Below are 22,832 nucleotides of genomic sequence, written 5' to 3'. Positions count from 1 at the left end.
CCCGGGCAACGTCCGTTGCCGGGCCACGGCGGGCCTTTAGCTCAATGGTTAGAGCAGAGGACTCATAATCCTTTGGTTGCGGGTTCGAGTCCCGCAGGGCCCACCACCTGCTTCATACAAAGCGCCAACTCTTCGGGGTTGGCGTTTTTCTTCGGTCGGTAGGTATCCCTGCCGCACCGCCCAAGGCCCCCATCCGGCTCGAATGGAAGCCTCCCGGCCTGCTTCGGCCATCATCCCCGACCAGCGGCAACCCCGTCACTTTGCGCCGAAGCGTGCCCCGACCGCCCTCGCAGCACCCGGAGCATCGGCACCACCCCGGCGGCGGCGATCACGTGCTTCAGGGCATGTCCGGCCACTTGGCCACCGGACGAGACCCACACCCCGGCGTCAAAGACCTCGAACCCCTTTGCTGCCGCGTACGCCACCAGCAACCACCCCCAGGGCAATCGGATCATCCCCGGAACGGACGCACGCCGGACCCAGAGCAGCAGGACCGCAAGGCCGCCGAACTGGGCGAGGACATACATCCGCAGGTCGTGGGTCAGTACCCACACGAGCACCGATCCGGTTGCAAGGGCGAACCACCCCAGCAACCACCTGATGCCGGCCGAAGCGCCCAAGCGCTCGCAGGCGGCGGCACCCACCGCGCCGGCGAACGCCACCGCCATGGGAAGACGGTCGGCCACCAAGGTCTCGTCGGACGGAGACAAGTGGTACCAGACACTGCCGAATCCGGTCAGAATCAGCCCGCCAAAGAACACCGCGAGCGGCACACGCTGCGGGAACGGGGCGGCCGGACAGAGCGCAACGCCGGCCAGACCGGCCAGCGTGAACAGCAGGCTCGTCAGCACGTCGGCCGCATTCGGCACCATCAATGGTCCAAGCGACAGCCCGCGCGTGTCGGCGAGCGCGTGGTACGCCTGCGGTTGCGCAATCGGGGGCACGAGCAGGAGGAGTCCGGCGCACACGGCCAGCAGGATGAGCGCGCGCCGCTCCGCGCTCCCCCGGTTCAGTTTGGGCATGAACGGGGCCTGCAGCACTTCGATCGCCCTCGCAGACGATCGCGACCACCGGGTCCCTTGCTGCTGTCCATCGGACCGGACATGACTTTGATCCTCGCGTAGCCTGCTAGGAAGTGTAGCCACAACGACCGGATTTTCACGACGGCAACGGAACCCGCCGCGCGAGGAAAGCCGTCAGGCCGGCGATGACGCCAGCCGGAAGTCCTCCGCTGCGACCGGGCGCCCGAGCAGGTAGCCCTGCAACTCGTCGCAGCCGAGTTCGGCGAGCTGGCGCTGCTGCGACGGCAGTTCGACCCCCTCGGCGATCACCCGCATACCGAGGCTGTGCGCCATCGCCACGATCGCACTCACGATCGACACCGCACGACTGCCGGCCAGCATGGCACGTACGAAGGATTGATCCACCTTGAGGGTATCGATCGGAAAGCGTTGAAGGTAGGCAAAGCTCGAGTAACCGGTGCCGAAATCATCCAGTGCAACGGCAACGCCGAGTTGCTTGAGTCCATTGAGGATCTCTTCAGCCTGTTCCACATTCCCCATCAGCATGCTTTCGGTGATCTCGAGTTCGAGCATCGAGGGCGCGAGGCCGGTCTCTTCAAGGATGGCGGCAACCCGTGCGGGAAAATCGACTGAACGGAACTGGCGGACCGACACATTCACCGCGACCCGCAGCGACGCGCCGGTCGATTGCCAGGCCAGCGCCTGGCGACAGGCCGCGCCCAGCACCCACTCGCCGATCGCCTCGATCAAGCCGAGCTCCTCGGCCAGCGGAATGAAGCGATCGGGGGCGATCTGTCCGAGTTCCGGGTGCGTCCAGCGCAACAGCGCTTCGGCCCCGATGACCCGGCCGGTCGCGGACACTACCTGCGGCTGATACGCCACATGAAACTCGTTGCGCGCCAGCGCCTGGCGCAATGCGTGCTCGAGCATCAGCCGGTCCTGCACCCGCTCGTTCATCTCCGGCGTGAAGAAGCGGATAGTGTCGCGGCCGGCTTCCTTCGCCTGATACATGGCGATGTCGGCATGTTTGAGCAGGGTTTCGTCATCTTCGCCGTCCTGGGGGTACAGGCTGACGCCCATGCTGGCGGTAACGAAGAACTGGCGCGCGTCGATGGCGATCGGCGCCAGCAGGGCTTGCTGCACGCGCTGGAGCACGGCAAACGCCTGATCCTGGCCCTCGAGATCGGGTAGCAGAATGACGAACTCGTCTCCACCCTGACGCGCGGCGGTATCGCCATCGCGCAGCACACTTTGCAGTCGGCGGGCGACCTCGCACAGCAAGCGGTCGCCGGTGCGGTGCCCGAGGTTGTCATTGATGCGCTTGAAGTGATCGAGATCGAGGTAGGCGACCGCCAGGACTCGTCGATGACGGTGTGCGCCGATGATCGCCTGATCGAGGCGGTCGTCAAGCAGCGAACGGTTCGGCAGACCAGTGAGCAGATCGAAGCGCGCCTGGTGCTCGATCTGGCGCAGGTAGAGGGTCCGCTCGGTGACATCCTTGATCACCAGCACCACGCATTCGGCCCCATCGTCCATTACGGGCGCAACCTCGCACTCGGACCAGAAGGCCTCGCCATCGGGGCGCAATCCCTTGAGCTCCAGCACCGACACCCGACGCGCGGCGAACGCACGCTCGAGCGCATTGACCAGCTCGGCATCGAGCACCCCGAACGCGTCGGACGATCTGCCGAGCAAAGCCGCCACCGAGACCCCAAGTATCGTTGCAGCGGCCGGATTCGCATCGCGAATCCGGTAGCGCCCGTCTTCCGCGCGCAGGATCAGCACCCCGTCGCGGGTTGCCTCGATCGCCCGCTGTCGCAGCCGCAGGGCAGCTTCCGCAACGTCGCGCGCATGAGCCGTACGCAGGCTCATCATCCCGTAGCCGAGGTCCTCGGCCAACTCCCGGAGCAGGGCCACGCCCGCCTGATCGAGGTCCGCCACGCGGGCGCCACCGATGGTCAGCACCCCCAACGCCCGCCCGCCATCGACCAGCGGAAACGCGATCAAGGCCTGACAACCGGCCTGCAGCGCCGCGCCACGCAGGGCGGGCGGGCAATCGCCGGTCGAGGTGAAATGAATCGTACGGCGCGTTTCAAGGGCGAGCCGACCCGGCGCCAGCGCAGCGTCACCCGTGGCCGCGAGCAAGCCCAGCAGCCGGTCTGCCGCACCGGCGGCGGCAACCCTGACCAGCCTGCCGTTGTCATCGAGCGCGTCGATGAATGCCAGTCTGAATCCGCCGTCCCGCACCAGCACATCACACACGCCGTCGACCAGCACCGGTTCGTTGCCGGAATGCACCAGGGTTTCGTTGCCCCGGCTCAAGGTACGCAGGGTTCGCTGCAGGCGTAACATCGGCCGCATGACCATCCGCCCGATCACGAAGTTCAGGCCAAGCATCAACAACAACGCCATCAGCGCGGCCGACACCCCCACGGCATAGCGCAACTGCGCCGCGCTGCGGCCGAACTCGTCCTTGTAGCCACTGGCGCCGATCACCCAACCCAACGCGGCACTGTGCGTGACCGCCACGATCTTGGCGCGTGGCTCGGCCTCCCCGGACGTGGCATCTTGCCAGTCATAATCCAGGATACCCTCGCGACGGGCGAGCATGCCGGTAACGAGGTCGCGTGCGGAAGCATCCGGCGGAACGAAAGGCACATCGCCCTGCTGCCGGGGATGCGCGATGAAATGGCCGTAGTCCGGCCCCGGATTGGTGTCGATCACGTACAGATAGCCGCTCTCGCCGATCACGAACTCGCGTAAACGCGTGCGCAGGGGTTGCAGTGCGCGCGTCAGATCCATCCCGACCATCATCAGCCCGAGCAGCGACCCGAATGCATCGCGCGCCGGCAGGAGTTCGACGAGATAGGAGCGCTCACCGATCGCCATCGGTCCCTGCCAGCGCTGTCCCGCCTCAAGCACACTCAAGGTGCTGTGGTTCAGCAACAGCACCGGCGCCGACTCGTCGTCTTCCGGGCGGGTGGACGCCAGGAGGCGGAAGCGCGGGCCGTCGCGGACAAGCAGCGCCGCCAGCGTACCCTGACCGTCGTTACCAAAGTGCGCCAGCGCGGCACTGCGCGCACTCACCGGCGCCCCGTTGACCTCCAGCCCGGGAAGCCCGTCGCGCGACGGCGCCGAAGAGTAGGCGCCGGCAAACTGCAGCGCCATGGCGTCGGCCAGCAGGGAGAGGCCCGTTCCGAGCGCTGCATATTGGGTCTCGGCGAGATCGCGGGCGAGTCTGCTCACGCTGCGCAAATGTCCTTCGGCCTCGGCACGGGTCTGCCGCTCAAGATAGACATCTCCGAGCAGCAACGCGGGCAGCATGACCAGCGCGACGATCACGATCACGATCGTCAGCAGGCGGGTCCTGAGGCCCTCCCCAGAGCTGTTGGCCAACTCGACTCCTTCACTGACATTTTTTTCGCCATATTACCCACTTTGGGCTGCCATTACCCGCAAGCATCAAGGCGACTTCCGCTTCGGCGTGCGCGGCACCGCGGACATGGGCCGGCCGACGCACCATCCGGCCGTCGAGTACGGTAAGCTCCAGCGCCCGTTCATACCTTCGATCACGCCACCACGCATGCCTTCCGAGTTCGAGCTGATTCGTCGTCACTTCACCCGCCCCGCCGCCCATACCGACCTGGCGGTGGGCGACGACGCCGCGCTGATGCGCCTGCAGCCGGGCATGCAGCTCGTCGTGTCGACCGACCTGCTGGTGGCCGGCACCCATTTCTTCGTCGACACCGACCCGGCCGATCTCGGCTGGAAGACGCTCGCGGTCAACCTCTCCGACCTTGCCGCGATGGGCGCCGTGCCGCGCTGGGCACTGCTCGGCCTCGCGCTCCCGGAGGTCGAGGACAATTGGCTCGCCGCCTTTGCCGACGGGCTGTTCGAATGCGCCTCACGCCATGGGGTCGATCTGGTCGGCGGCGACACCACCCGCGGGCCGCTGACCGTGAGCGTCACCATCCTCGGTGAAGTCCCGTCGGGACAGGCGATTACCCGCACCGGTGGGCAGGCGGGAGAGGACCTGTGGATTTCCGGGCAACCCGGTCTGGCCGCCCTCGGCCTCGCGGCGCTGCGTCATAAGTGCACCCTGAATCCGCCCGGGTTGGCGCGTTCCATCCACGCCCTGCAACACCCCACGCCGCGCGTCGAGCTCGGCTTAGCCCTGCGCGGCATTGTCAGCGCAATGCTCGACGTATCGGATGGCCTCGTCGGCGACCTCGGCCACCTTGTCGAGCGCTCCGGTTGCGGCGCGACGATCGAACTCGCGGCCCTGCCGCTGACCGAACTGCTCGCCACCGGAGCGGACGAGGCGCTTGCGCGGCGCAGCCTGCTTGGCGGTGGCGATGACTACGAACTGCTGTTTTCCGCCCGCCTCGACCAGCGCGACAAACTGCATCAACTGTCGCGCACTCTGAACCTGCCGCTGACCCGCATCGGCCACCTCACTGCCGATCACCGCCAAGTGATGCTGCGCGAGACCGACGGTCGCCTCCTGTCCCCGCTCGTTTCCGGATATGACCACTTTGCCTGAGCTTCGCCCGACCACCCGGCTGCTCCTGAGCCATCCAGCCCACTTCATTTCGCTCGGTTTCGGTTCGGGCCTGTCACCCAAGGCACCGGGGACGGCAGGCACCTTGCTCGCCTGGCTGCTCTACCCCCTGATCCGGACGCCCCTGTCCGAGGGCGTCTTTCTCGCCCTGCTCGTGGCCCTGTTCATCGCTGGCGTGCTCGCTGCCGAGCGCACCGGGCGCGCACTGGGCGCCTCCGACCATGGCGCGATCGTGTGGGACGAGATGGTGGCGATGTGGCTGGTGCTGGCCTTCACCCCTGCCACCCTCGCCTGGCAGGCGGTGGCGGTCGCTTTGTTCCGCCTGTTCGACATTACCAAGCCAGCACCGATCCGCTGGGCCGACAGCCACGTCAAGGGCGGGTTCGGAGTGATGCTCGACGACCTCCTTGCCGCGGCCTACAGTCTGCTGGCCCTGGCCGTACTGGTCAGCGTTTTCGGAGCCTGAGCATGGACGTCGAACTCGAACAACTGTCGCGTCGGGTAGGCGGCGCGCTCGCGCAGCGGGGCTGGATGTTGGGCACCGCAGAATCCTGCACCGGCGGCTGGATTGCCGAGGTGGTGACCGCAACCGCGGGTAGCTCGGCCTGGTTCGACCGCGGCTTCGTCACCTACTCCAACGCGGCCAAGGTCGACATGCTGGGGGTCAGCGAGCGGACCCTCGCCAGCTGCGGCGCCGTGAGCGAGGACACCGTGGCGGAGATGGTGCGTGGGGCGCTGGCCCGCAGCACCGCGCAGGTTGCAGTCGCAGTGTCCGGCGTCGCCGGGCCCGGCGGCGGCAGCGCGGCCAGACCGGTCGGGATGGTCTGTTTCGGCTGGAGCCTGCGCGACCACGCGGCATCGACCGCCACGCGTCATTTCAGTGGCGACCGCGAGTCCGTGCGCAGGCAAACGGTGATCGCGGCACTCGAGGAAGTGATCCGCCTCACCGAGGGCGGTGGCAGCATCTCAGCAATCTCTGTGCCATAATTCGCATCTCACTCAGGAAGGACGACTCATGGACGACAACAAGGCCAAGGCGCTTGCCGCCGCGCTCTCGCAAATCGAGAAGCAGTTCGGCAAGGGCTCGATCATGCGGATGGGCGACGGCAGCATCGAACGCGACATCCAGACCGTTTCCACCGGCTCGCTCGGGCTGGACATCGCGCTCGGCCTCGGTGGCCTGCCGCGCGGCCGGGTGGTAGAAATCTACGGCCCGGAGTCGTCCGGCAAGACCACGCTGACCCTGCAGGTCATCGCCGAAATGCAGAAGCTCGGTGGCACCGCCGCATTCATCGACGCCGAACACGCACTCGACGTCGGTTACGCCGAAAAGCTCGGGGTCAACATCGAAGACCTGCTGATCTCCCAGCCCGATACCGGCGAACAGGCCCTCGAGATCTCCGACATGCTGGTGCGTTCGGGTGGGGTCGATATCGTGGTCATCGACTCGGTCGCCGCGCTCACCCCCAAGGCCGAAATCGAAGGCGAGATGGGCGACCAGCTACCCGGCCTGCAGGCTCGCCTGATGTCGCAGGCGCTGCGCAAGCTCACCGCCAACATCAAGCGCACCAACACCCTGGTGATCTTCATCAACCAGATCCGGATGAAGATCGGGGTGATGTTCGGCAGCCCCGAAACCACCACCGGCGGCAATGCGCTCAAGTTCTACGCTTCGGTGCGCCTCGACATCCGCCGTACCGGCGCGATCAAGAAGGGCGACGAGGTGGTCGGCTCCGAAACCCGGGTCAAGGTGGTCAAGAACAAGGTCGCACCGCCGTTCAAGGAAGCGCACTTCGACATCCTTTACGGAGAAGGTATCTCGCGTGAGGGCGAAATCATCGACCTGGGCGTGACCCACAAGATCGTCGACAAGTCCGGTGCGTGGTACGCCTACAACGGGGACAAGATCGGCCAGGGCAAGGACAACTCGCGCGAATTCCTGCGGGCCAATCCGGCGCTCGCCCGCGAGATCGAGAACAAGGTCCGTGCGGCAGTCGGGCTCGGCGACATGGCGGCGATCGCCGCTGCGCCGATCGCGTCCGAAGCCTGAGGCAAGGCAGCGCGCTGCGGGCGGACAGGATGGGCGAGCCGACTCTGCGCGAGCGCGCACTGCGCCATCTTGCCCGCCGCGATCACTCGCGCGCCGAACTTGCGCGCAAACTGTCGGCATACGGCAGCGCAGAAGAGATCGAGGCCGTGCTGGCACGCATCAGTGAGCTTGAGCTACAGTCCGACGCCCGCTTCGCCGAGGCTTGGGTACGCAGCAAGGCCGCCCGCTTTGGCGGCACCCGGCTGCGCAGCGAGCTGATCCGGCGCGGCGTCGACAAGGCCTTGATCGACGAAACCATCGCGACCGAATGTGTGGAATCCGAACTCGACCGCGCGCGCGCGGTGTGGCAGTCTAGGTTCCATACTTCACCTGCCGACAGCCGCGAATGGGCGCGGCAGGCGCGCTTCCTGCAAACCCGTGGCTTTGCCACTGACGTGATCTGCAAACTGCTGAAAGAAAACCCTGATGAGTCTGCTTAAGGTCACTGGCCTGCAAAAGCGCTACAAGACACGCACCGTGGTGCACGACGTGTCCTTCGAGGTCGGCTCGGGCGAGGTCGTCGGCCTGCTCGGCCCGAACGGCGCGGGCAAGACCACCTGTTTCTACATGATCGTCGGCCTGGTACGGGCCGATGGTGGCGAGATCGCGCTCGACAGCACGGTCCTCACCCATCTTCCGATTCACGCCCGCGCCCGCCTCGGTCTGTCCTATCTGCCCCAGGAGATGAGCGTTTTCCGCAAGCTCACGGTTGCCGAGAACATTCGCGCCGTGCTCGAACTGCAGGGATTCGATGACATCAAGATCGACACCCGGCTCGAGGAGTTGCTCGACGAACTCGGCATCAGCCACCTGCGCGACAACACCGCGATCTCGCTCTCCGGCGGCGAGCGCAGACGCTGCGAGATCGCTCGTGCGCTGGCCACCGACCCGCGCCTGATCCTGCTCGACGAACCCTTTGCCGGGGTCGACCCGATCGCCGTCATCGACATCCAGAAGATCATCCGCTTTCTCAAGGAACGCAACATCGGCGTGCTGATCACCGACCACAACGTGCGCGAAACCCTGGGCATCTGCGACCGCGCCACCATCATTACCGAAGGCAGGGTGCTTGCCAGTGGTCAGCCGCGTGACATCATCGCCAACGAGCAGGTCCGCCGGGTGTACCTCGGCGAGCATTTCCGGCTCTAGGCCCGGCCTTCGATCGATTCTGCACAATGAAACCCACACTTCAGCTCAAGCTCTCACAGCACCTGACGCTCACCCCCCAGTTGCAGCAATCGATCAAGTTGCTGCAACTGTCGACGCTCGAACTGAACCAGGAGATCGAACGCTTTTTGCTGGAAAACCCGATGCTCGAGCGCGAGGACGGTGACGGCAGCGACTTTGCGCCCGCCGCGCTGGGCACCACCCCGTCATCGACCGCCGCCGACACGCCTGCAGAAAGCGGCGAGAAGACTGCCGAAAGTGAGCCCCGGACCGAAAACGAGACGGCAGACTTCGACGAAGGCATGGATTGGTCCGGTACCGGCAGCGGCGCGAGCAGCAAGAGCGACGATGACGAGGACACCGATTTCCAGGAGTTCCAGGCCGCGGGGACCTCGCTGCGCGACTACCTCGACCAGCAGGTCGCACTGTCGCCGCTGTCGGACCGCGACCGCCTGTTGGTGCGCTTCATCATCGAAGCCCTGGACGCCGACGGCTACCTGCACCAGGAACTCGAGGAGCTGCTCGAACTGCTGCCGCCCGAACTCGATATCGATCTCGACGACCTCGCCATCGCCCTGCGCCATGTCCAGCAGCTCGAACCGGCCGGCATCGGCGCGCGCACGCCGCAGGAATGCCTCGGCCTGCAGGTTCGGGCGATGCCGCCATCGCCGTGCAGGGACCTCGCACTGGTGATCGTCGAGCAGCATCTCGAGCTGCTCGCCGAACGCAATTTCGCCAAGCTCAAACGCCTCACCGACTGCGACGACGATGCCCTGCGTGCGGCCCACGCCCTGATCTGCCGGCTCGACCCCCATCCGGGTTCGCAGCACTCCAGCGAAGAGACCCGCTACGTGCTGCCGGACGTCGTGGTACGCAAGATCCGCAACCGGTGGACGGTGTCGCTCAATGCCGAGGCCATGCCACGCCTGCGGATCAACCAGCTCTACGCCAGCCTGCTGCAACAGAACCGCGGCCAGGGCGGCGGCCTTACCGGACAGCTGCAGGAAGCACGCTGGCTGATCAAGAACGTCCAGCAGCGTTTCGACACCATCCTGCGGGTCTCTCAAGCCATCGTTGACCAGCAACGGCAGTTCTTCGATCATGGAGAGGTGGCCATGCGGCCACTGACGCTTCGGGAGATCGCCGACCAACTCGAGCTACACGAATCCACCGTATCTCGTGTGACCACCCAGAAGTACATGGCCACCCCGCGCGGCGTATTCGAACTCAAGTATTTTTTTGGCAGTCACGTCGCCACCGATACCGGTGGAGCGGCTTCCTCAACGGCGATTCGCGCGCTGATTCGCCAGTTGATCGATGCCGAAGACAGGAAGAGACCCCTGTCCGACGCCAAGATTGCCGATCTGTTGGGCCAGCAGGGTATCGTGGTCGCGCGGCGCACTATCGCCAAATACCGCGAATCGCTCAATATCCCGCCGGTCAGCCTGCGCAAATCGATTTGATAACAAGAGGAGTTGCCATGAATCTCAACATCACCGGACACCACGTCGAAGTGACCCCGGCCATCCGCGAGTACGTTTCTGGAAAGCTCGACCGGGTCATCCGTCACTTCGACAACGTTACCAGCGTGAGCGTGATTCTTTCTGTCGAGAAGCTGGACCAGAAGGCCGAAGTCACCGTCCACGTGCGCGGCAAGGACATCCACGTCGAGACCACCGACGCCGACCTTTATGCTGCCATCGACGCGATGACCGACAAGCTCGACCGCCAGGTCATCAAGTACAAGCAGAAGAGCAACGACCATCATCACGACTCGCACAAGCACCAGATTCCCGAAGCGTGACATTTTCACTAGGCCTTTCGGTCTAGGGTGCAGTTATAATCCGCGCGGTTGCACAACGCGGTCCGGCTGCACCCGGACCAAACCAGCCCTTCCTGCGTTGTCGCTGCTCCGGCGGCACAGCGCGAGTCCCTAGCGCATGAGCCTCATTGCCCAACTCCTGCCACTTTCGAACGTGGTTGCCGACCTCGACGCCAGCAGCAAGAAGCGCGTTTTCGAGCAGGCCGGCCTGCTGTTCGAGAACAATCAGGGCGTCGCCCGCAGCATGGTGTTCGACAGCCTGTTTGCCCGTGAACGCCTCGGGTCCACCGGTCTCGGGCAGGGCATCGCCATTCCGCATGGCCGCATCAAGGGGTTGAAGGAGGCCGCCGGCGCCTTCATGCGCCTGTCGACCCCGGTCCAGTTCGATGCGCCCGACGGTCGTCCGGTCAACCTGCTGTTCGTGCTGCTGGTGCCGGAACAGGCCAATGAAACGCACCTGCAGTTGTTGTCGGAGCTGGCGCAGATGTTCAGCGACCGCAGCTTCCGCGAGCAACTGCTCGACGCACCGGACGCCGCCGCACTGCACGCCCTGTTTACCCATTGGGGAACCGATGCGGCAAACGACCGTCGCGCAACTGTATAAAGACCACCGGATACGCCTGGCGCTGACCCACGTCAGCGGCAGTCTGGACGGCGTGCTCTCGGTCGCGGAAGAGCGGATCTGGCCAGCCGACCTCATCGGCCACCTCAATTTGATACACCCGACCCGGCTCCAGGTTCTTGGCGCGGCTGAACTTGCCTGGGCGCAGCGTCAGTCGCGCGACAAGGTCGCCCACCATCTGAATGGCATCCTGTCGGCGCGACCACCCGCGATCATCGTGGCCGATGGCTGCGACGCGCCCAACATCGTGCTCGGGGTGTGCGAGGCACACAATGTCGCGCTCTTTACCACGCCCCAGCCCTCGGCCGGTGTCATCGACCAGTTGCGGCTGTACCTGTCTCGCCAGCTGGCCGAGAAAGTGTCGCTGCACGGCGTATTCATGGATGTGCTCGGCCTCGGCGTGTTCATCACCGGCAATTCCGGCGCTGGCAAATCCGAGCTCGCACTGGAGCTGATCTCTCGCGGCCACGGGCTGGTTGCCGACGATATCACCGAGTTTTCGCGGATCGCGCCGACCGTGCTCGAAGGGCGTTGCCCGGAACTGCTGCAGGACTTCATCGAGGTTCGCGGGCTGGGCATTCTCAACATCCGCACGATTTTCGGCGAGACCGCCTGCCGGCGAAAAATGCGTTTGCGCCTGATCTGCCATCTCGAACGTCGCCAACCTGGCCAGGACGACCCGACGCGCTTGCCCGCGCAACGGGAACAGCAGGACATCCTCGGCGTCGGCGTCCCCCGGGTGACGCTGCCGGTTGCAGCCGGCCGCAACCTCGCCGTCTTGCTCGAGGCGGCCGTTCGCTCGACCATCCTGCAATTGCGCGGGGTGGACTCGATGCAGGAATTCATCGAGCGCCAGAGCCTGCTGATGCAGGCCGGCGAGCGCAACCGCGCACCCTAGTTCCGATCCCGCGCGCGTTCCACCCGCGCTGCGGGCCTCCATTCCCGCGCCGCCCTTGCCGCAGCGCCGCATCGACTGCTACGCTCGCGGTCTTTCCCGCCGTCTTACTCGCAAAGCAAACGCCATGACCGCCCCCAGCACGGATTACCTGGAACGCATCCTCAACGCCCAGGTGTACGACGTCGCCGTCGAAACTCCGCTCGACCTCGCAAGCAATCTCTCGGCCCGCATTCACAACCAGGTCTACTTCAAGCGCGAGGACATGCAGCCGGTGTTCAGCTTCAAACTGCGCGGGGCCTACAACAAGATGGTCAGACTGTCGCCACAGGCGCTCAAGCGCGGGGTCATCTGCGCCTCGGCCGGCAACCACGCCCAGGGCGTGGCGCTGTCGGCAGAGAAGCTCGGCGTGCGCGCGGTGATCGTGATGCCGAGCACCACCCCACAGATCAAGATCGAAGCGGTCAAAGCGCGCGGCGGCGAAGTGGTGCTCGCAGGAGAATCCTATTCCGACGCCTACGCCCACGCACTCGAGCTGGAGAAGACCGAGAAGCTCACCTTCGTCCACCCCTTCGACGATCCGGACGTGATCGCCGGCCAGGGCACCATCGGCATGGAGATCCTGCGCGCTCACGCCAAGCCCATCCATGCAATCTTCTGCGCGGTGGGCGGTGGCGGCCTGATCGCCGGCATCGCCGCCTACGTCAAGCGTGTGCGCCCGGAAACCCTCATCATTGGTGTCGAATCCGAAGGCGCCGACGCGATGACACAATCGCTCGCGTGCGGCGAGCGCGTCGTGCTCGAGCAGGTGGGGCTGTTCGCCGACGGCACCGCGGTCAAGCAGGTCGGCAGCGAAACCTTCCGCCTGTGCCAGCAATACGTCGACGAAATGATCGTCGTCGACAACGATGCAATCTGCGCGGCGATCAAGGACGTCTTCGAGGACACCCGCTCCATCCTCGAACCGTCGGGCGCGCTGGCCCTGGCCGGCGCCAAGGAGTACGCGCGTCGGCACAAACTGCGCGACAAGCACCTGGTGGCGATCGCCTCGGGCGCCAACATGAACTTCGACCGCCTGCGCTTCGTCGCCGAGCGCGCCGAACTGGGCGAACAGCGCGAAGCCGTGCTCGCGGTGACCATTCCCGAAAAGCCGGGCTCGTTCCGCAAGTTCTGCGGCCTGCTCGGCAACCGCAACATCACCGAGTTCAACTACCGCTACGCCGATGCCGACAAGGCGCACATCTTCGTCGGCGTCTCCGTGCACAATCGCAACGAAGCCATCCGTCTGGTCGAACTGCTCGAGCGCCATGACCTGCCCGCCGTCGACCTGACCGACGACGAACTGGCCAAAACCCACGTTCGCTATATGGTCGGCGGCCACGCGCCGCAGGCCGAGAACGAAGTGGTGTATCGCTTTACCTTTCCCGAGCGCCCGGGCGCGCTGATGAATTTCCTGTCCAACCTGCGCTCGGACTGGAACATCAGCCTGTTCCACTACCGCAACCATGGCGCCGACTATGGTCGCGTGCTGGTCGGCATGCAGGTCCCCGACGGAGACAAGGCGGCTTTCGGCGAGTTCCTGCAGCGGCTCGGCTACGAATTCGTCGACGAAACCGCCAACCCCGCGTATCGGATGTTCCTTGGCCGGACGTGACGTACGCGCTTGAGCCGCTATTTCTTTTGTAATATAAGCAGGACATCCCGCAGAGCCGCAGACCTGCCATGGACCAGCGATCGCGGCCGCATCCCCAAAAGTCATTCGCCCGACCTTTCTTGAGGAACGCTTCCATGCGCCCCGTCTTCCGTTTCAGCAGACTGTCACTGGGGGTGCTCCTGGGTGCCATGCTGGCAGGGGGCGTCCCCACTGAAGTCGGGGCCGAACCGGTGAGCCGTATCGATCGCATCGTCGCCAGCCAGCACCTGCGGGTCTGCGTCTGGCCGGATTATTACGGTATCTCGCTGCGCGACCCGAGGACCCTCGAGTTGCGCGGCATCGATGTCGATCTGGCGCAGGAACTGGGGAAGGACCTGGGTGCAAGGGTCGAGTTCGTCGACAGCAGCTTCGCCCGCCTGTTCGACGACGTCCTCGGCAACCGTTGCGACGTGGCGATGTTCGCGATCGGGATCACCGCGGCGCGCGCCGAAAAACTGCGCTTCACCTCGCCGCACCTGGCCAGCGACATCTACGCGATCACCACCCGCAGCAACCGCCGGATCAAGCAGTGGGACGACATCGACCAGCCGGGGATCGTGGTCGCGGTCGCCAAGGGCACGCTGCACGAGCCGGTCATGCGGGACAAACTGCGCCATGCCAAACTGTCGATCCTGGCCTCCCCGCATGCGCGCGAGCAGGAAGTTGAATCGGGGCGGGCCGACGTATTCATGACCGACTTTCCCTACAGTCGCCGCATGCTGGACAACGTGGACTGGGCGCGTCTGATCTCGCCCGGCTCCACCTATCACGTCACGCCCTATGCCTGGGCGATCGCCCCCGGCGACGAGCGCTGGCACCAGCGTCTCGAAACCTTCGTCAGGGCGATCAAGCAGGACGGCCGTCTGCTCGAGGCGGCCCGGCGCCATGGACTGGAACGGATCGTCGTTTCCCGCTGAGCACCGTGGCCATGAACCCACGACGCCGTCGACGGCTAGCCGATGTCGGATTCTTCGCCCTGCTCTGCCTGATCGTAGTGCTGACCTGGGCCGGGCTGTCCTATCATTCGAGCCGGCTGCAGGAGCAGGTACGCGAGACCAGACAACAGATCGCGCAACGCGACGTCAGGCACCTCAATGCCTACCTCGGCCAGCTCCTGCACAACATCGATCTGGGCCTCAAATCCCTGCTCGATACCGATCATGACAGCGTTTCGACGGCGACCTGGACAGTCCAGCTCGACCGTGCCCTGCACAACGCTCCGTATCTGCGTTCGATCTCGGTTGTGGACGAACACGGCAGGATCATTGCCAGCACCACGGCCGACAACATCGGCATTTCACCCGACCTGACCGACTACCTGCCCCACACCCGCAGCATCACCGAAATCTTGCGTATCGGCTCGGCCCATGCCGGTCGCGACCTCGCTACCGGGACGCCGCTTACCGATCCACGCACGCTGACTCCCGAGCTCGGTTTCATCCCGGTCATTCGCGGCCTCACGCGCGACGAAGGCGGCTCGCTGATGCTGCTGGCAACGCTGAACATGGATTATCTGCTGCGCATCCTCGGCGATTTTCACACCAGCCCATCGGACCGCATCAGCCTCATCCGCCAGGACGGATCACGTCTGCTCGACACCGCAACCATCGACGAAGCCCAGCTACGCGTCGAGCAGGCACTGGTCAGCCGCTGGCGGGCCGGCGAATACAGCACCATCGACACCGCCGAAGATGCCGGCGAGCCCCGGCTACTTGCAAGTTCGATGCTCAACACGCGCCTGCCGATTGCAGTGGCAAGCTTCGCCGACCTCGACCAGGCGCTCGCCGACGCCAGGGCCGAGAGCCACCGCCAGGCCGTTATCGTTCTGCCGCTGATGGCGCTCGGCATCGGCGGCGTGCTGACCGGCTATATCCTGTTCCGCCGTGCCGGGTTGCACGAGCGGGCCTTGCGCCGCCAGACCGAGGCCCGCCAGCGGCTCCTCGAGAGCGCGCTCAACGCCAGTGCCACCGCGGTCGTCATCACCCGCACGGATGCGAGCATCGAGTGGGTCAATCCCGCCTTTGGAGCATTGACCGGTTTCAGCATTGCCGACGCGCTCGGCCGCAAACCGAAGGATCTGGTGAACTCCGGGCAGCAGACGCCGGCCTATTACGAGGCCTTGTGGCGGACCATTCTGCAGGGCGACGTGTGGAGAGGCGAACTGGTCAACCGGCGCAAGGACGGCAGTCTCTACGACGAGGCCCTTACGATCACCCCCATTCGCGACCTGGACGGGCATATCACCCACTTCGTCGCGGTCAAGGAGGAGATCACCGCGCGCAAGGCCGCCCAGGCAGAGCTCGAGGGCGCGCACGCACGCCTGCAGACGGTGGTCGACAGCTTCCCGGGTGCCGTGGTCATGGAGGATACCGAGGGCAGCATCACCCTGCTCAACCACCGTGTATTCGAGCTGCTCGGCATTCCCCGCGGCGACCGCTACGGGGTCGGCGAACCGATGGAAGAACTCACCTTCGCGGCGAGCGCCCAGACCGCCGATGACAGCGGTTTCATCGCCCGTCTCGCCGCGCTCAGGGCGCAGGGCACGCCGACTTTCGGCGAGGAGATCCAGCTCAAGGATGGGCGCTGGCTCGAGCGTGATTTCCTGCCCATCCGCAGCGGCGACCGCCTATTGGGCTATCTGCGCATCTATCGCGACGTCACACCGCGCAAGGAGCATGAGCAGGAGCTGCACCATCTGGCCACCACCGACCCGCTGACCGGCGCCCACAACCGTCGCGCCTTCGTCGATGCGCTTGCGCTGGAGCTGGCGCGGACGCAGCGCTACGCCACCCGTTCCGCGGTCCTGATGTTCGATCTCGATCACTTCAAGCGCATCAACGACCAGCATGGCCACGCTGCGGGGGATCTCGTGCTCATGCATGTCGTGGAGCTGGTCAACGCCGGACTCCGTGACACCGACTCGCTCGGCCGGCTGGGAGGCGAGGAGTTCGGCATCCTCCTCCCGGAAACCGATATGGCGAGTGCGCTGGAAATCGGAGAACGCCTGCGTGCCCTCATTGAAGCCAGCACGTCCGCGATCGACGGCAAGCTGCTTCGGGTCACGGTGAGCATTGGCGTCGCGGCACTCGACAGCGCAGATCCGGACACCGACAGCGTACTGGCCAAGGCCGACCACGCCATGTACCTGGCCAAGAACGGTGGTCGCAACCGGGTGGAGAGTGTCTGCACCTCATCGCCAGCGGTGACCGCCGACTGACCCTCCGCCCGCTGCGGGGCGGCCTGCATGGTATCGCGTCGGGCAATCAGTCTTCGGTGCGCGCAGCACATCCCGCTTCGGTCACCAGCCAGTCCATCGGCCGATCATGCGCCTGCGGCAACACGGTCGGAACGCGGCCGATCTCGAAGCCGACCCCGACCGCGACCATTGGCAGCGCGGCCAGGGTGCGGTCGAAATACCCACCGCCATAGCCGAGACGAAAGCCCGCCGCATCGAACGCGTTGAGCGGCACCAGCACCAGCTCCGGAACCACGGCGGCACCGGACGCAGGGTGGGGAATGCCGAACCGGTCGGTCTCCATCGCGTGGCCGGGCGCCCACTCGCGGAAGCTCATCGGCTGATCCCTCGCCACCACCACCGGCAAGGCCGCACGCCGGCCAGGCGCGGCAGTCAGCCAGCGCCCCACCCACGCGCGCAAATCCGGCTCGGCGCGGTAGGGCCAGCAGAACGCGATCGAGTCCGGCGCCAGACGGCCGAGCAGGGACTCCAGATGGCGCTCGATCTGGCGGGTGAGTGCGTCGCGCACCGGCTCGGGCATGGTCTGTCTTGCGGCCAGGGCACGCTCGCGGATCACGCGACGGTGGGCTTGTATTTCGGCGGAAAGGGCGGGGAAACTGGCGGTCACTGTGATATGGTGAATCGATCTGAAAGGGGGATGGTAAGGGATGTACAAGGCTTCATGGGGCTTGCTCCTGGTGGCATGCCTGGCATGCGTTACGAGTGCATTCGCACAATCGGACGATTCACGTTTTCTTGCGGCGCGCGACGCGATTCGTAGCGGCGACCGCATTACCCTCGAACGACTCGCCCTCCAGCCCGACGATCACCCGCTCGACCCGTACGTGCGCTACTGGCTGTTGTTCAACAAGCTGGCACGGCCGGAGGCACCGCCCAGTGTCGAACTGGCCGATTTTCTCGTCCAGGAAGCCGGGTCCATGCTTGCCGAGCGTCTGCGTGCCGATTGGCTCCGCCGACTGGCAAAGGATGGTGACTGGGCCGGATTCCGCCAACTTTACCCCGATCTGCAGACCCCCGACAGCGAGTTGCGCTGCCTGGACTGGACCGCCCGCCTGATGAGTGGCGACCGCGAACCCCTGGCCGAAGTTGCCGCTCGGTGGGCCAGCTTGAGCGACGCCCATGGCGCGTGCGACATCGTGCTGGGCGCCGCGGTGGGCAGCGGTGCGGTCGGCACCGAGGAGGTGTGGTGGCGCTTCCGCCGACAGGTCGATAGCCGCAATCCCAGTAGCGCCCGCAACACGCTCGAGTGGCTGAACGAGGCAAACCCCGCCGCCTTCGACCAGGCCATTCGCAGCCCCGCCCAGTATATCGATCGCCTGCCGTCCAATTTCGCCGTCAGCCGCGCCGGCCGTGAGCTCGCGGTGGCGGCCCTCGTGCGCCTCGCCCGCGACGACCAGGCAGGCGCCCATACCCGCCTGATCCGACTCCAGGATCGCCTGGAGAACGCCGAGCGGGCACACGTGTTCGCCGCCCTTGCGCACCGCGCGGCGCAGGCCCAGAGCACTGACGCCAACGCCTTGTTCCGTGCCGCCGGGGACACCGCGATGAGTGCGGAGCAACGCGCCTGGCGCATCCGTGCCGCCCTCCGCAGCAGCGACTGGAAAGCCGTGCTCGCGGCGATCGAAAGCCTGCCCGACAATGAACAGCACCTACCCGAATGGATCTACTGGCGTGCCCGCGCGCTGACCATGAGCGGCGATCGCGGTGCCGAGGCTGCGACCCTGTACGCCCGGATCGCGGGCGAACCCCATTTCTACGGCATCCTTGCGGGAGAGGAGCTGGGCCGTCCGTTCGCGCCTCCCGCACCGGCGCCGGCGCCCACTGCCACGCAAGTCCTCGCCGCCGCCGAAGACCCTGGCCTGCGTCGCGCCCTGGCGCTGTTCCGCCTCGACATGCGGATCGAGGGCGTGCGCGAGTGGAACTGGTCGCTGCGCGGCCAGGACGAAGGCTTCCGCCTCGCCGCGGCCCGGCTGGCGCTGAAGCACGACATCTACGACCGCGCGATCAACACCGCCGAGCTGGCGAGTCCGAATGGCGCCTTCGACCTGCGCTTCCTCACCCCCTACCGCGAGCTGATCGAGCCCCAAGTGCGCAATCAGCAGCTCGACATGAGCTGGGTCTATGGCCTGATGCGCCAAGAGAGCCGCTTCGTCGTGCCGGCGCGCTCGAGCTCCGGTGCGCAGGGCCTGATGCAGGTCATGCCGGCGACCGGCAAGTGGGTGGCGGGCAAGATCGGCATGAGCGGCTACCATCGGGGCCTGCTTGCGGAACCCGACACCAACGTCCGCCTCGGCACCGGCTACATGCGTCTGATTCTGGAGGACCTCGACAATCATCCGGTACTGGCCAGCGCCGGTTATAACGCCGGCCCCGGTCGGGCGAAACGCTGGCGCGACGCGCGCCCGCTCGAAGGTGCAATCTATGCCGAAACCATCCCCTTCGACGAAACCCGCGACTATGTAAAGAAGGTCATGGCCAATACCGTAATCTACGCGACGCTCCTCGACCAGCAGCCGCAGTCACTCAAAACCCGACTCGGAACCATCGCGGCGCGCCCGGACGGGCGATAATCCGCATGCACCGGGTCCATACCCATCAAGCATTTGCCGTAAAGGAGCAAGCTCAACAATGAATCCGCAACGTGTCGTCCTGATCGGCGGCTCCGGCTTTGTCGGCAGCGCCATCGCCAACCGTCTCGCCGAGGCGGGCGTCGGCGTCGTGATTCCCACCCGCCGCCGCAGCCGCGCCGGCGCGGTGCTGCTATTGCCCAACGCCGAGGTGGTCGAAGCCGATTGCCACGACGAAGCCACCCTTGCCCGCCTGCTCGCCGGCGCCGATGCCGTGGTCAATCTGGTCGGTGTGCTCCATTCCCGCACCGGCGCGCCCTTCGGTCCGGATTTCGCCCGTGCCCATGTCGAACTGCCGACCCGGATCGTCGCCGCCTGCAAGGGCGCCGGCGTACCGCGCCTGATCCACATCAGTGCGCTCGGCGCCGATGCCGACGGCCCCTCCGAATACCAGCGTTCGAAGGCGGCAGGCGAGACAGCCGTCCGGGCCGCAGCGCCCGAAGTCGCATGGACCATCCTGCGGCCGTCGGTCGTGTTCGGGCGCAACGACCGCTTCCTGAACCTTTTTGCGAAACTGGCCGGCGTCTTCCCCGTCCTGCCCCTGGGCGGCGCCGGTGCCCGCTTTCAGCCCGTCTATGTCGAAGACGTGGCCGAAGTGGTGTGGCGTTGCCTGACCGACCCTGCCACCGGCGGTCAGACCCTGGAAGTGGCCGGCCCCACGGTCTACACCCTGCGTCAGCTGGTGGAATACGTGTCGGCCCTGGTCGGCCATCCGCGCCCGATCGTTGCACTTCCCGAGGGCTTGGCCATGCTCCAGGCCCGGCTGATGGAACTCGCCCCTCAGCCCCTGATGAGCCGCGACAACGTACGCTCGATGCGTGCCGACAACGTCGCCAGCGGCGCGCCACTGCCTTTCGGCATGACCCCGACCGCGATCGAGGCGGTGGTGCCGCAATGGCTGGGCGACACTGCGCAGCGCGCCAACTACAATCCCTTCCGCCGCCACGCGCGGCGCTAACCTCCTCCTACTGACGGAGTCTGCGATGAAACTGATCATCGGCAACAAGAATTACTCGTCCTGGTCTTTGCGCGCATGGTTGTCCGCCCGCGCCGGCGGCTTCACCTTCGAGGAGATCCGCATCCCGCTGTTCATCCCGGGTAGCCGCGAGAAAATCCTGTCGCACTCGCCCTCGGGCAAGGTGCCCTGCCTCATCGATCATGGCCTCGTGGTCTGGGATTCGCTGGCGATTGGCGAGTACCTGGCCGAAAAGGCGCCCCAATTGCTTCCTGCGGATGTCGCGGCGCGTGCCGTCGCCCGCGCGGTGACCGCCGAGATGCACTCGGGCTTCGCCAACCTGCGTCAGCACATGAGCATGAACATCCGCAAGGACTACGCCGGCCATGGTCACACGCCGGAAGTAGACGCGGAGATCGCCCGCATCATCGCAATCTGGAACGATTGCCGCACCCGCTTCGGTGCCGGCGGTCCCTACCTGTTCGGCACGTTCACCACCGCGGACGCCGCCTTCGCGCCGGTCTGTTTCCGCTTCCGGACCTACGGCGTGAAGCCGGATGGCGCCGCGGGTGACTACCTTGCGGCCATGCTTGCCAATCCGCATATGCAGGAGTGGGAAACCACCGCCCGCGCCGAGACCGAGTCGATCCGCTCAGAGGATCTCTACGACTGATGCGCGCGTTTGTAGTCGGCGGCGCGGTACGCGACGCGCTGCTCGGCCTGCCGGTCAAGGATCGCGACTGGGTGGTGGTCGGTGAAACCCCGGAGGCCATGGTCGCCCGGGGGTTTCGACCGGTGGGCAGGGACTTTCCAGTGTTCCTCCATCCGCAGACGCAGGAGGAATACGCCCTCGCCCGCACCGAGCGCAAGAGCGGCCATGGCTACACCGGCTTCGTGTGCCACGCCTCACCCGAGGTCACGCTCGAGGAGGATCTGCAGCGTCGTGACCTGACCATCAACGCCATCGCCCGCGCGGCCGATGGCCAGTTGATCGACCCCTATGGCGGCGTGGCCGATCTCGAGGCACGCGTCTTTCGCCACGTCAGCCCGGCCTTTGCCGAAGATCCGGTACGCATCCTGCGCGTGGCACGCTTTGCCGCGCGCTTCGATGCGTTCGGGGTGGCACCGGAAACCCTAGCCCTGATGCGCGCCATGGTCGACAACGGCGAAGTCGACCACCTGGTGCCCGAGCGGGTGTGGCAGGAGCTTGCGCGCGGTCTGATGGAGACGACGCCGTCGCGCATGATCCGTGTGCTGCGCGACTGTGGCGCCCTGCAGCGCATCCTGCCCGAGATCGATCGCCTGTTCGGCATCCCGCAACCGGAAAAACACCATCCCGAGATCGACACCGGCGAGCATGTGCTGATGGTGATCGACCACGCCGCCCGTACCGGCCAGCCCTTGGCGGTGCGCTGGGCCTGTTTGCTGCACGATCTCGGCAAGGGCACCACCCGGGCCGAGATCCTGCCCCACCATTACGGCCACGAAGCACGCAGCGAGCGCATGGCCCGCAAGCTGTCCGAGCGACTCAAGGCGCCCACCGAGTGCCGTGAACTGGCGGAGATGGTTGCGCGCGAACACGGCATCCTAGGGCAGATCGGCATCCTGCGCCCGGAAACCGTGGTCAAGGTGCTGGAACGCTGCGACGTGCTGCGCCGTCCGGAACGCTTCGGCCTGATGCTCGATGCCGCCGCCTGCGATTACCACGGCCGCGGCGGAACACGCCCGAGTGCATGGGCACCGGGCGAGCAGTGGCGCGCTGCGCAGGATGCGATCCGCCGGATCGACGCCGGCGCCATCGCTCGCGCCTGTGCCGACAAGGGCCGGATCCCGGCGCAACTACACGCCGCGCGCGTGGCCGCCGTCAAGTCGCTGCGCGCCGCGGCGGATCGGTCTGGCGTGTGAGCCCCCGAACAGGCACCATCAGAGCAGGCGGAAAATCAGCCAGGCAAACAGGGAGAGCAGCACGGTGGTGGTAAAGGGGAAGTGATAAGCTCTGCCACGAAAGCGAAGCAATACGTCGCCGGGCAATCGCCCCAGGCGCATCTTCTGGATGATGCCGGGCCGCATCAGGCCGGTGATCAGCACAACCAGCACGATCACCACGATCCACTTCAGCATAG

At 65.9% G+C, this 22,832-nt stretch carries 21 protein-coding genes and 1 tRNA gene; 18 read left to right on the top strand and 4 right to left on the bottom strand.

Annotated elements, in window-relative coordinates; all coding sequences use genetic code 11:
• Window positions 1–30: 30 nt before the first annotated feature.
• Window positions 31–106: transfer RNA gene (locus AC3A35_RS02395), tRNA-Ile, on the top strand.
• Window positions 107–230: 124 nt separating this feature from the next.
• Here AC3A35_RS02395 and AC3A35_RS02390 read toward each other — a convergent pair.
• A complete protein-coding gene (locus AC3A35_RS02390) occupies window positions 231–1,022 on the bottom strand; it encodes a hypothetical protein (RefSeq protein ID WP_487434270.1) in 792 nt (263 codons plus the stop codon).
• A gap of 174 nt (window positions 1,023–1,196) precedes the next feature.
• Window positions 1,197–4,418 carry a bifunctional diguanylate cyclase/phosphodiesterase gene (locus AC3A35_RS02385; protein WP_487434269.1) on the bottom strand — a complete coding sequence of 1,074 codons (3,222 nt, stop codon included), beginning with the start codon at window positions 4,416–4,418 and terminating at the stop codon, window positions 1,197–1,199.
• Window positions 4,419–4,605: 187 nt separating this feature from the next.
• On the opposite strand from AC3A35_RS02385, the gene thiL reads away from it, so the two are divergent.
• From thiL to AC3A35_RS02320, 13 genes are all read left to right on the top strand, one after another.
• Complete coding sequence (thiL, locus tag AC3A35_RS02380; RefSeq protein WP_487434268.1) at window positions 4,606–5,565, top strand: thiamine-phosphate kinase; 960 nt, start codon at window positions 4,606–4,608, stop codon at window positions 5,563–5,565.
• Window positions 5,549–6,049, top strand: coding sequence for a phosphatidylglycerophosphatase A family protein (locus tag AC3A35_RS02375; protein WP_487434266.1), 501 nt, complete (start codon window positions 5,549–5,551; stop codon window positions 6,047–6,049). Before thiL ends, AC3A35_RS02375 begins: the two co-directional genes overlap by 17 nt.
• Window positions 6,050–6,051: 2 nt before the next feature.
• Window positions 6,052–6,570 carry a CinA family protein gene (locus AC3A35_RS02370; RefSeq protein WP_487434264.1) on the top strand — a complete coding sequence of 173 codons (519 nt, stop codon included), beginning with the start codon at window positions 6,052–6,054 and terminating at the stop codon, window positions 6,568–6,570.
• Between the two features lie 28 nt (window positions 6,571–6,598).
• Window positions 6,599–7,633, top strand: a complete 1,035-nt coding sequence (recA, locus tag AC3A35_RS02365; RefSeq protein WP_487434263.1) for a recombinase RecA — start codon at window positions 6,599–6,601, stop codon at window positions 7,631–7,633.
• A 29-nt stretch (window positions 7,634–7,662) separates the two neighbouring features.
• Entirely contained in the window at window positions 7,663–8,112 is a 450-nt protein-coding gene (gene recX, locus AC3A35_RS02360) for a recombination regulator RecX (RefSeq protein ID WP_487434262.1), read from the top strand.
• Window positions 8,099–8,821, top strand: a complete 723-nt coding sequence (lptB, locus tag AC3A35_RS02355; RefSeq protein ID WP_487434260.1) for an LPS export ABC transporter ATP-binding protein — start codon at window positions 8,099–8,101, stop codon at window positions 8,819–8,821. The genes recX and lptB overlap by 14 nt, the downstream gene beginning before the upstream one ends.
• A 26-nt stretch (window positions 8,822–8,847) precedes the next feature.
• A complete protein-coding gene (locus tag AC3A35_RS02350) occupies window positions 8,848–10,302 on the top strand; it encodes an RNA polymerase factor sigma-54 (protein ID WP_487434259.1) in 1,455 nt (484 codons plus the stop codon).
• A gap of 17 nt (window positions 10,303–10,319) precedes the next feature.
• Window positions 10,320–10,643, top strand: coding sequence for a ribosome hibernation-promoting factor, HPF/YfiA family (gene hpf / locus AC3A35_RS02345; protein ID WP_487434258.1), 324 nt, complete (start codon window positions 10,320–10,322; stop codon window positions 10,641–10,643).
• A gap of 136 nt (window positions 10,644–10,779) precedes the next feature.
• On the top strand, window positions 10,780–11,265 hold the full coding sequence (gene ptsN / locus AC3A35_RS02340; RefSeq protein WP_487434256.1) for a PTS IIA-like nitrogen regulatory protein PtsN: 486 nt from the start codon (window positions 10,780–10,782) through the stop codon (window positions 11,263–11,265).
• Window positions 11,234–12,181, top strand: coding sequence for an HPr(Ser) kinase/phosphatase (gene hprK / locus AC3A35_RS02335; RefSeq protein WP_487434255.1), 948 nt, complete (start codon window positions 11,234–11,236; stop codon window positions 12,179–12,181). The genes ptsN and hprK overlap by 32 nt, the downstream gene beginning before the upstream one ends.
• Window positions 12,182–12,305: 124 nt before the next feature.
• The gene (gene ilvA / locus AC3A35_RS02330; RefSeq protein WP_487434253.1) at window positions 12,306–13,832 is read left to right on the top strand and encodes a threonine ammonia-lyase, biosynthetic; all 1,527 of its coding nucleotides are present in this window, start codon (window positions 12,306–12,308) and stop codon (window positions 13,830–13,832) included.
• A gap of 134 nt (window positions 13,833–13,966) precedes the next feature.
• Entirely contained in the window at window positions 13,967–14,788 is an 822-nt protein-coding gene (locus tag AC3A35_RS02325; RefSeq protein ID WP_487434252.1) for an ABC transporter substrate-binding protein, read from the top strand.
• Between the two features lie 11 nt (window positions 14,789–14,799).
• Window positions 14,800–17,088, top strand: a complete 2,289-nt coding sequence (locus AC3A35_RS02320) for a sensor domain-containing diguanylate cyclase (protein ID WP_487434251.1) — start codon at window positions 14,800–14,802, stop codon at window positions 17,086–17,088.
• 46 nt (window positions 17,089–17,134) lie between these two features.
• On the opposite strand, the gene AC3A35_RS02315 is transcribed toward AC3A35_RS02320, so the two are convergent.
• Entirely contained in the window at window positions 17,135–17,734 is a 600-nt protein-coding gene (locus AC3A35_RS02315) for a 5-formyltetrahydrofolate cyclo-ligase (RefSeq protein ID WP_487434249.1), read from the bottom strand.
• Window positions 17,735–17,774: 40 nt separating this feature from the next.
• On the opposite strand from AC3A35_RS02315, the gene AC3A35_RS02310 reads away from it, so the two are divergent.
• Genes AC3A35_RS02310 through AC3A35_RS02295 form a run of 4 tightly spaced genes read left to right on the top strand, consistent with a single transcriptional unit; the run spans window position 17,775 to window position 22,614 of the window.
• A complete protein-coding gene (locus AC3A35_RS02310; RefSeq protein WP_487434247.1) occupies window positions 17,775–19,697 on the top strand; it encodes a lytic transglycosylase domain-containing protein in 1,923 nt (640 codons plus the stop codon).
• Window positions 19,698–19,755: 58 nt separating this feature from the next.
• Window positions 19,756–20,712 carry a complex I NDUFA9 subunit family protein gene (locus AC3A35_RS02305; protein WP_487434245.1) on the top strand — a complete coding sequence of 319 codons (957 nt, stop codon included), beginning with the start codon at window positions 19,756–19,758 and terminating at the stop codon, window positions 20,710–20,712.
• 25 nt (window positions 20,713–20,737) lie between these two features.
• Window positions 20,738–21,382: a glutathione S-transferase family protein gene (locus tag AC3A35_RS02300; RefSeq protein WP_487434244.1), complete on the top strand. Its 645-nt coding sequence runs from the start codon at window positions 20,738–20,740 to the stop codon at window positions 21,380–21,382.
• A complete protein-coding gene (locus AC3A35_RS02295) occupies window positions 21,382–22,614 on the top strand; it encodes a multifunctional CCA addition/repair protein (protein ID WP_487434243.1) in 1,233 nt (410 codons plus the stop codon). The genes AC3A35_RS02300 and AC3A35_RS02295 overlap by 1 nt, the downstream gene beginning before the upstream one ends.
• Before the next feature lie 18 nt (window positions 22,615–22,632).
• Here AC3A35_RS02295 and AC3A35_RS02290 read toward each other — a convergent pair whose 3' ends face one another.
• Window positions 22,633–22,830 carry a DUF2905 domain-containing protein gene (locus tag AC3A35_RS02290; protein ID WP_487434242.1) on the bottom strand — a complete coding sequence of 66 codons (198 nt, stop codon included), beginning with the start codon at window positions 22,828–22,830 and terminating at the stop codon, window positions 22,633–22,635.
• Window positions 22,831–22,832: the final 2 nt, after the last annotated feature.

This window comes from Azoarcus sp. Soil_N_20 (assembly GCF_057656155.1).
This window is presented reverse-complemented; position numbering and strand designations above follow the sequence as displayed.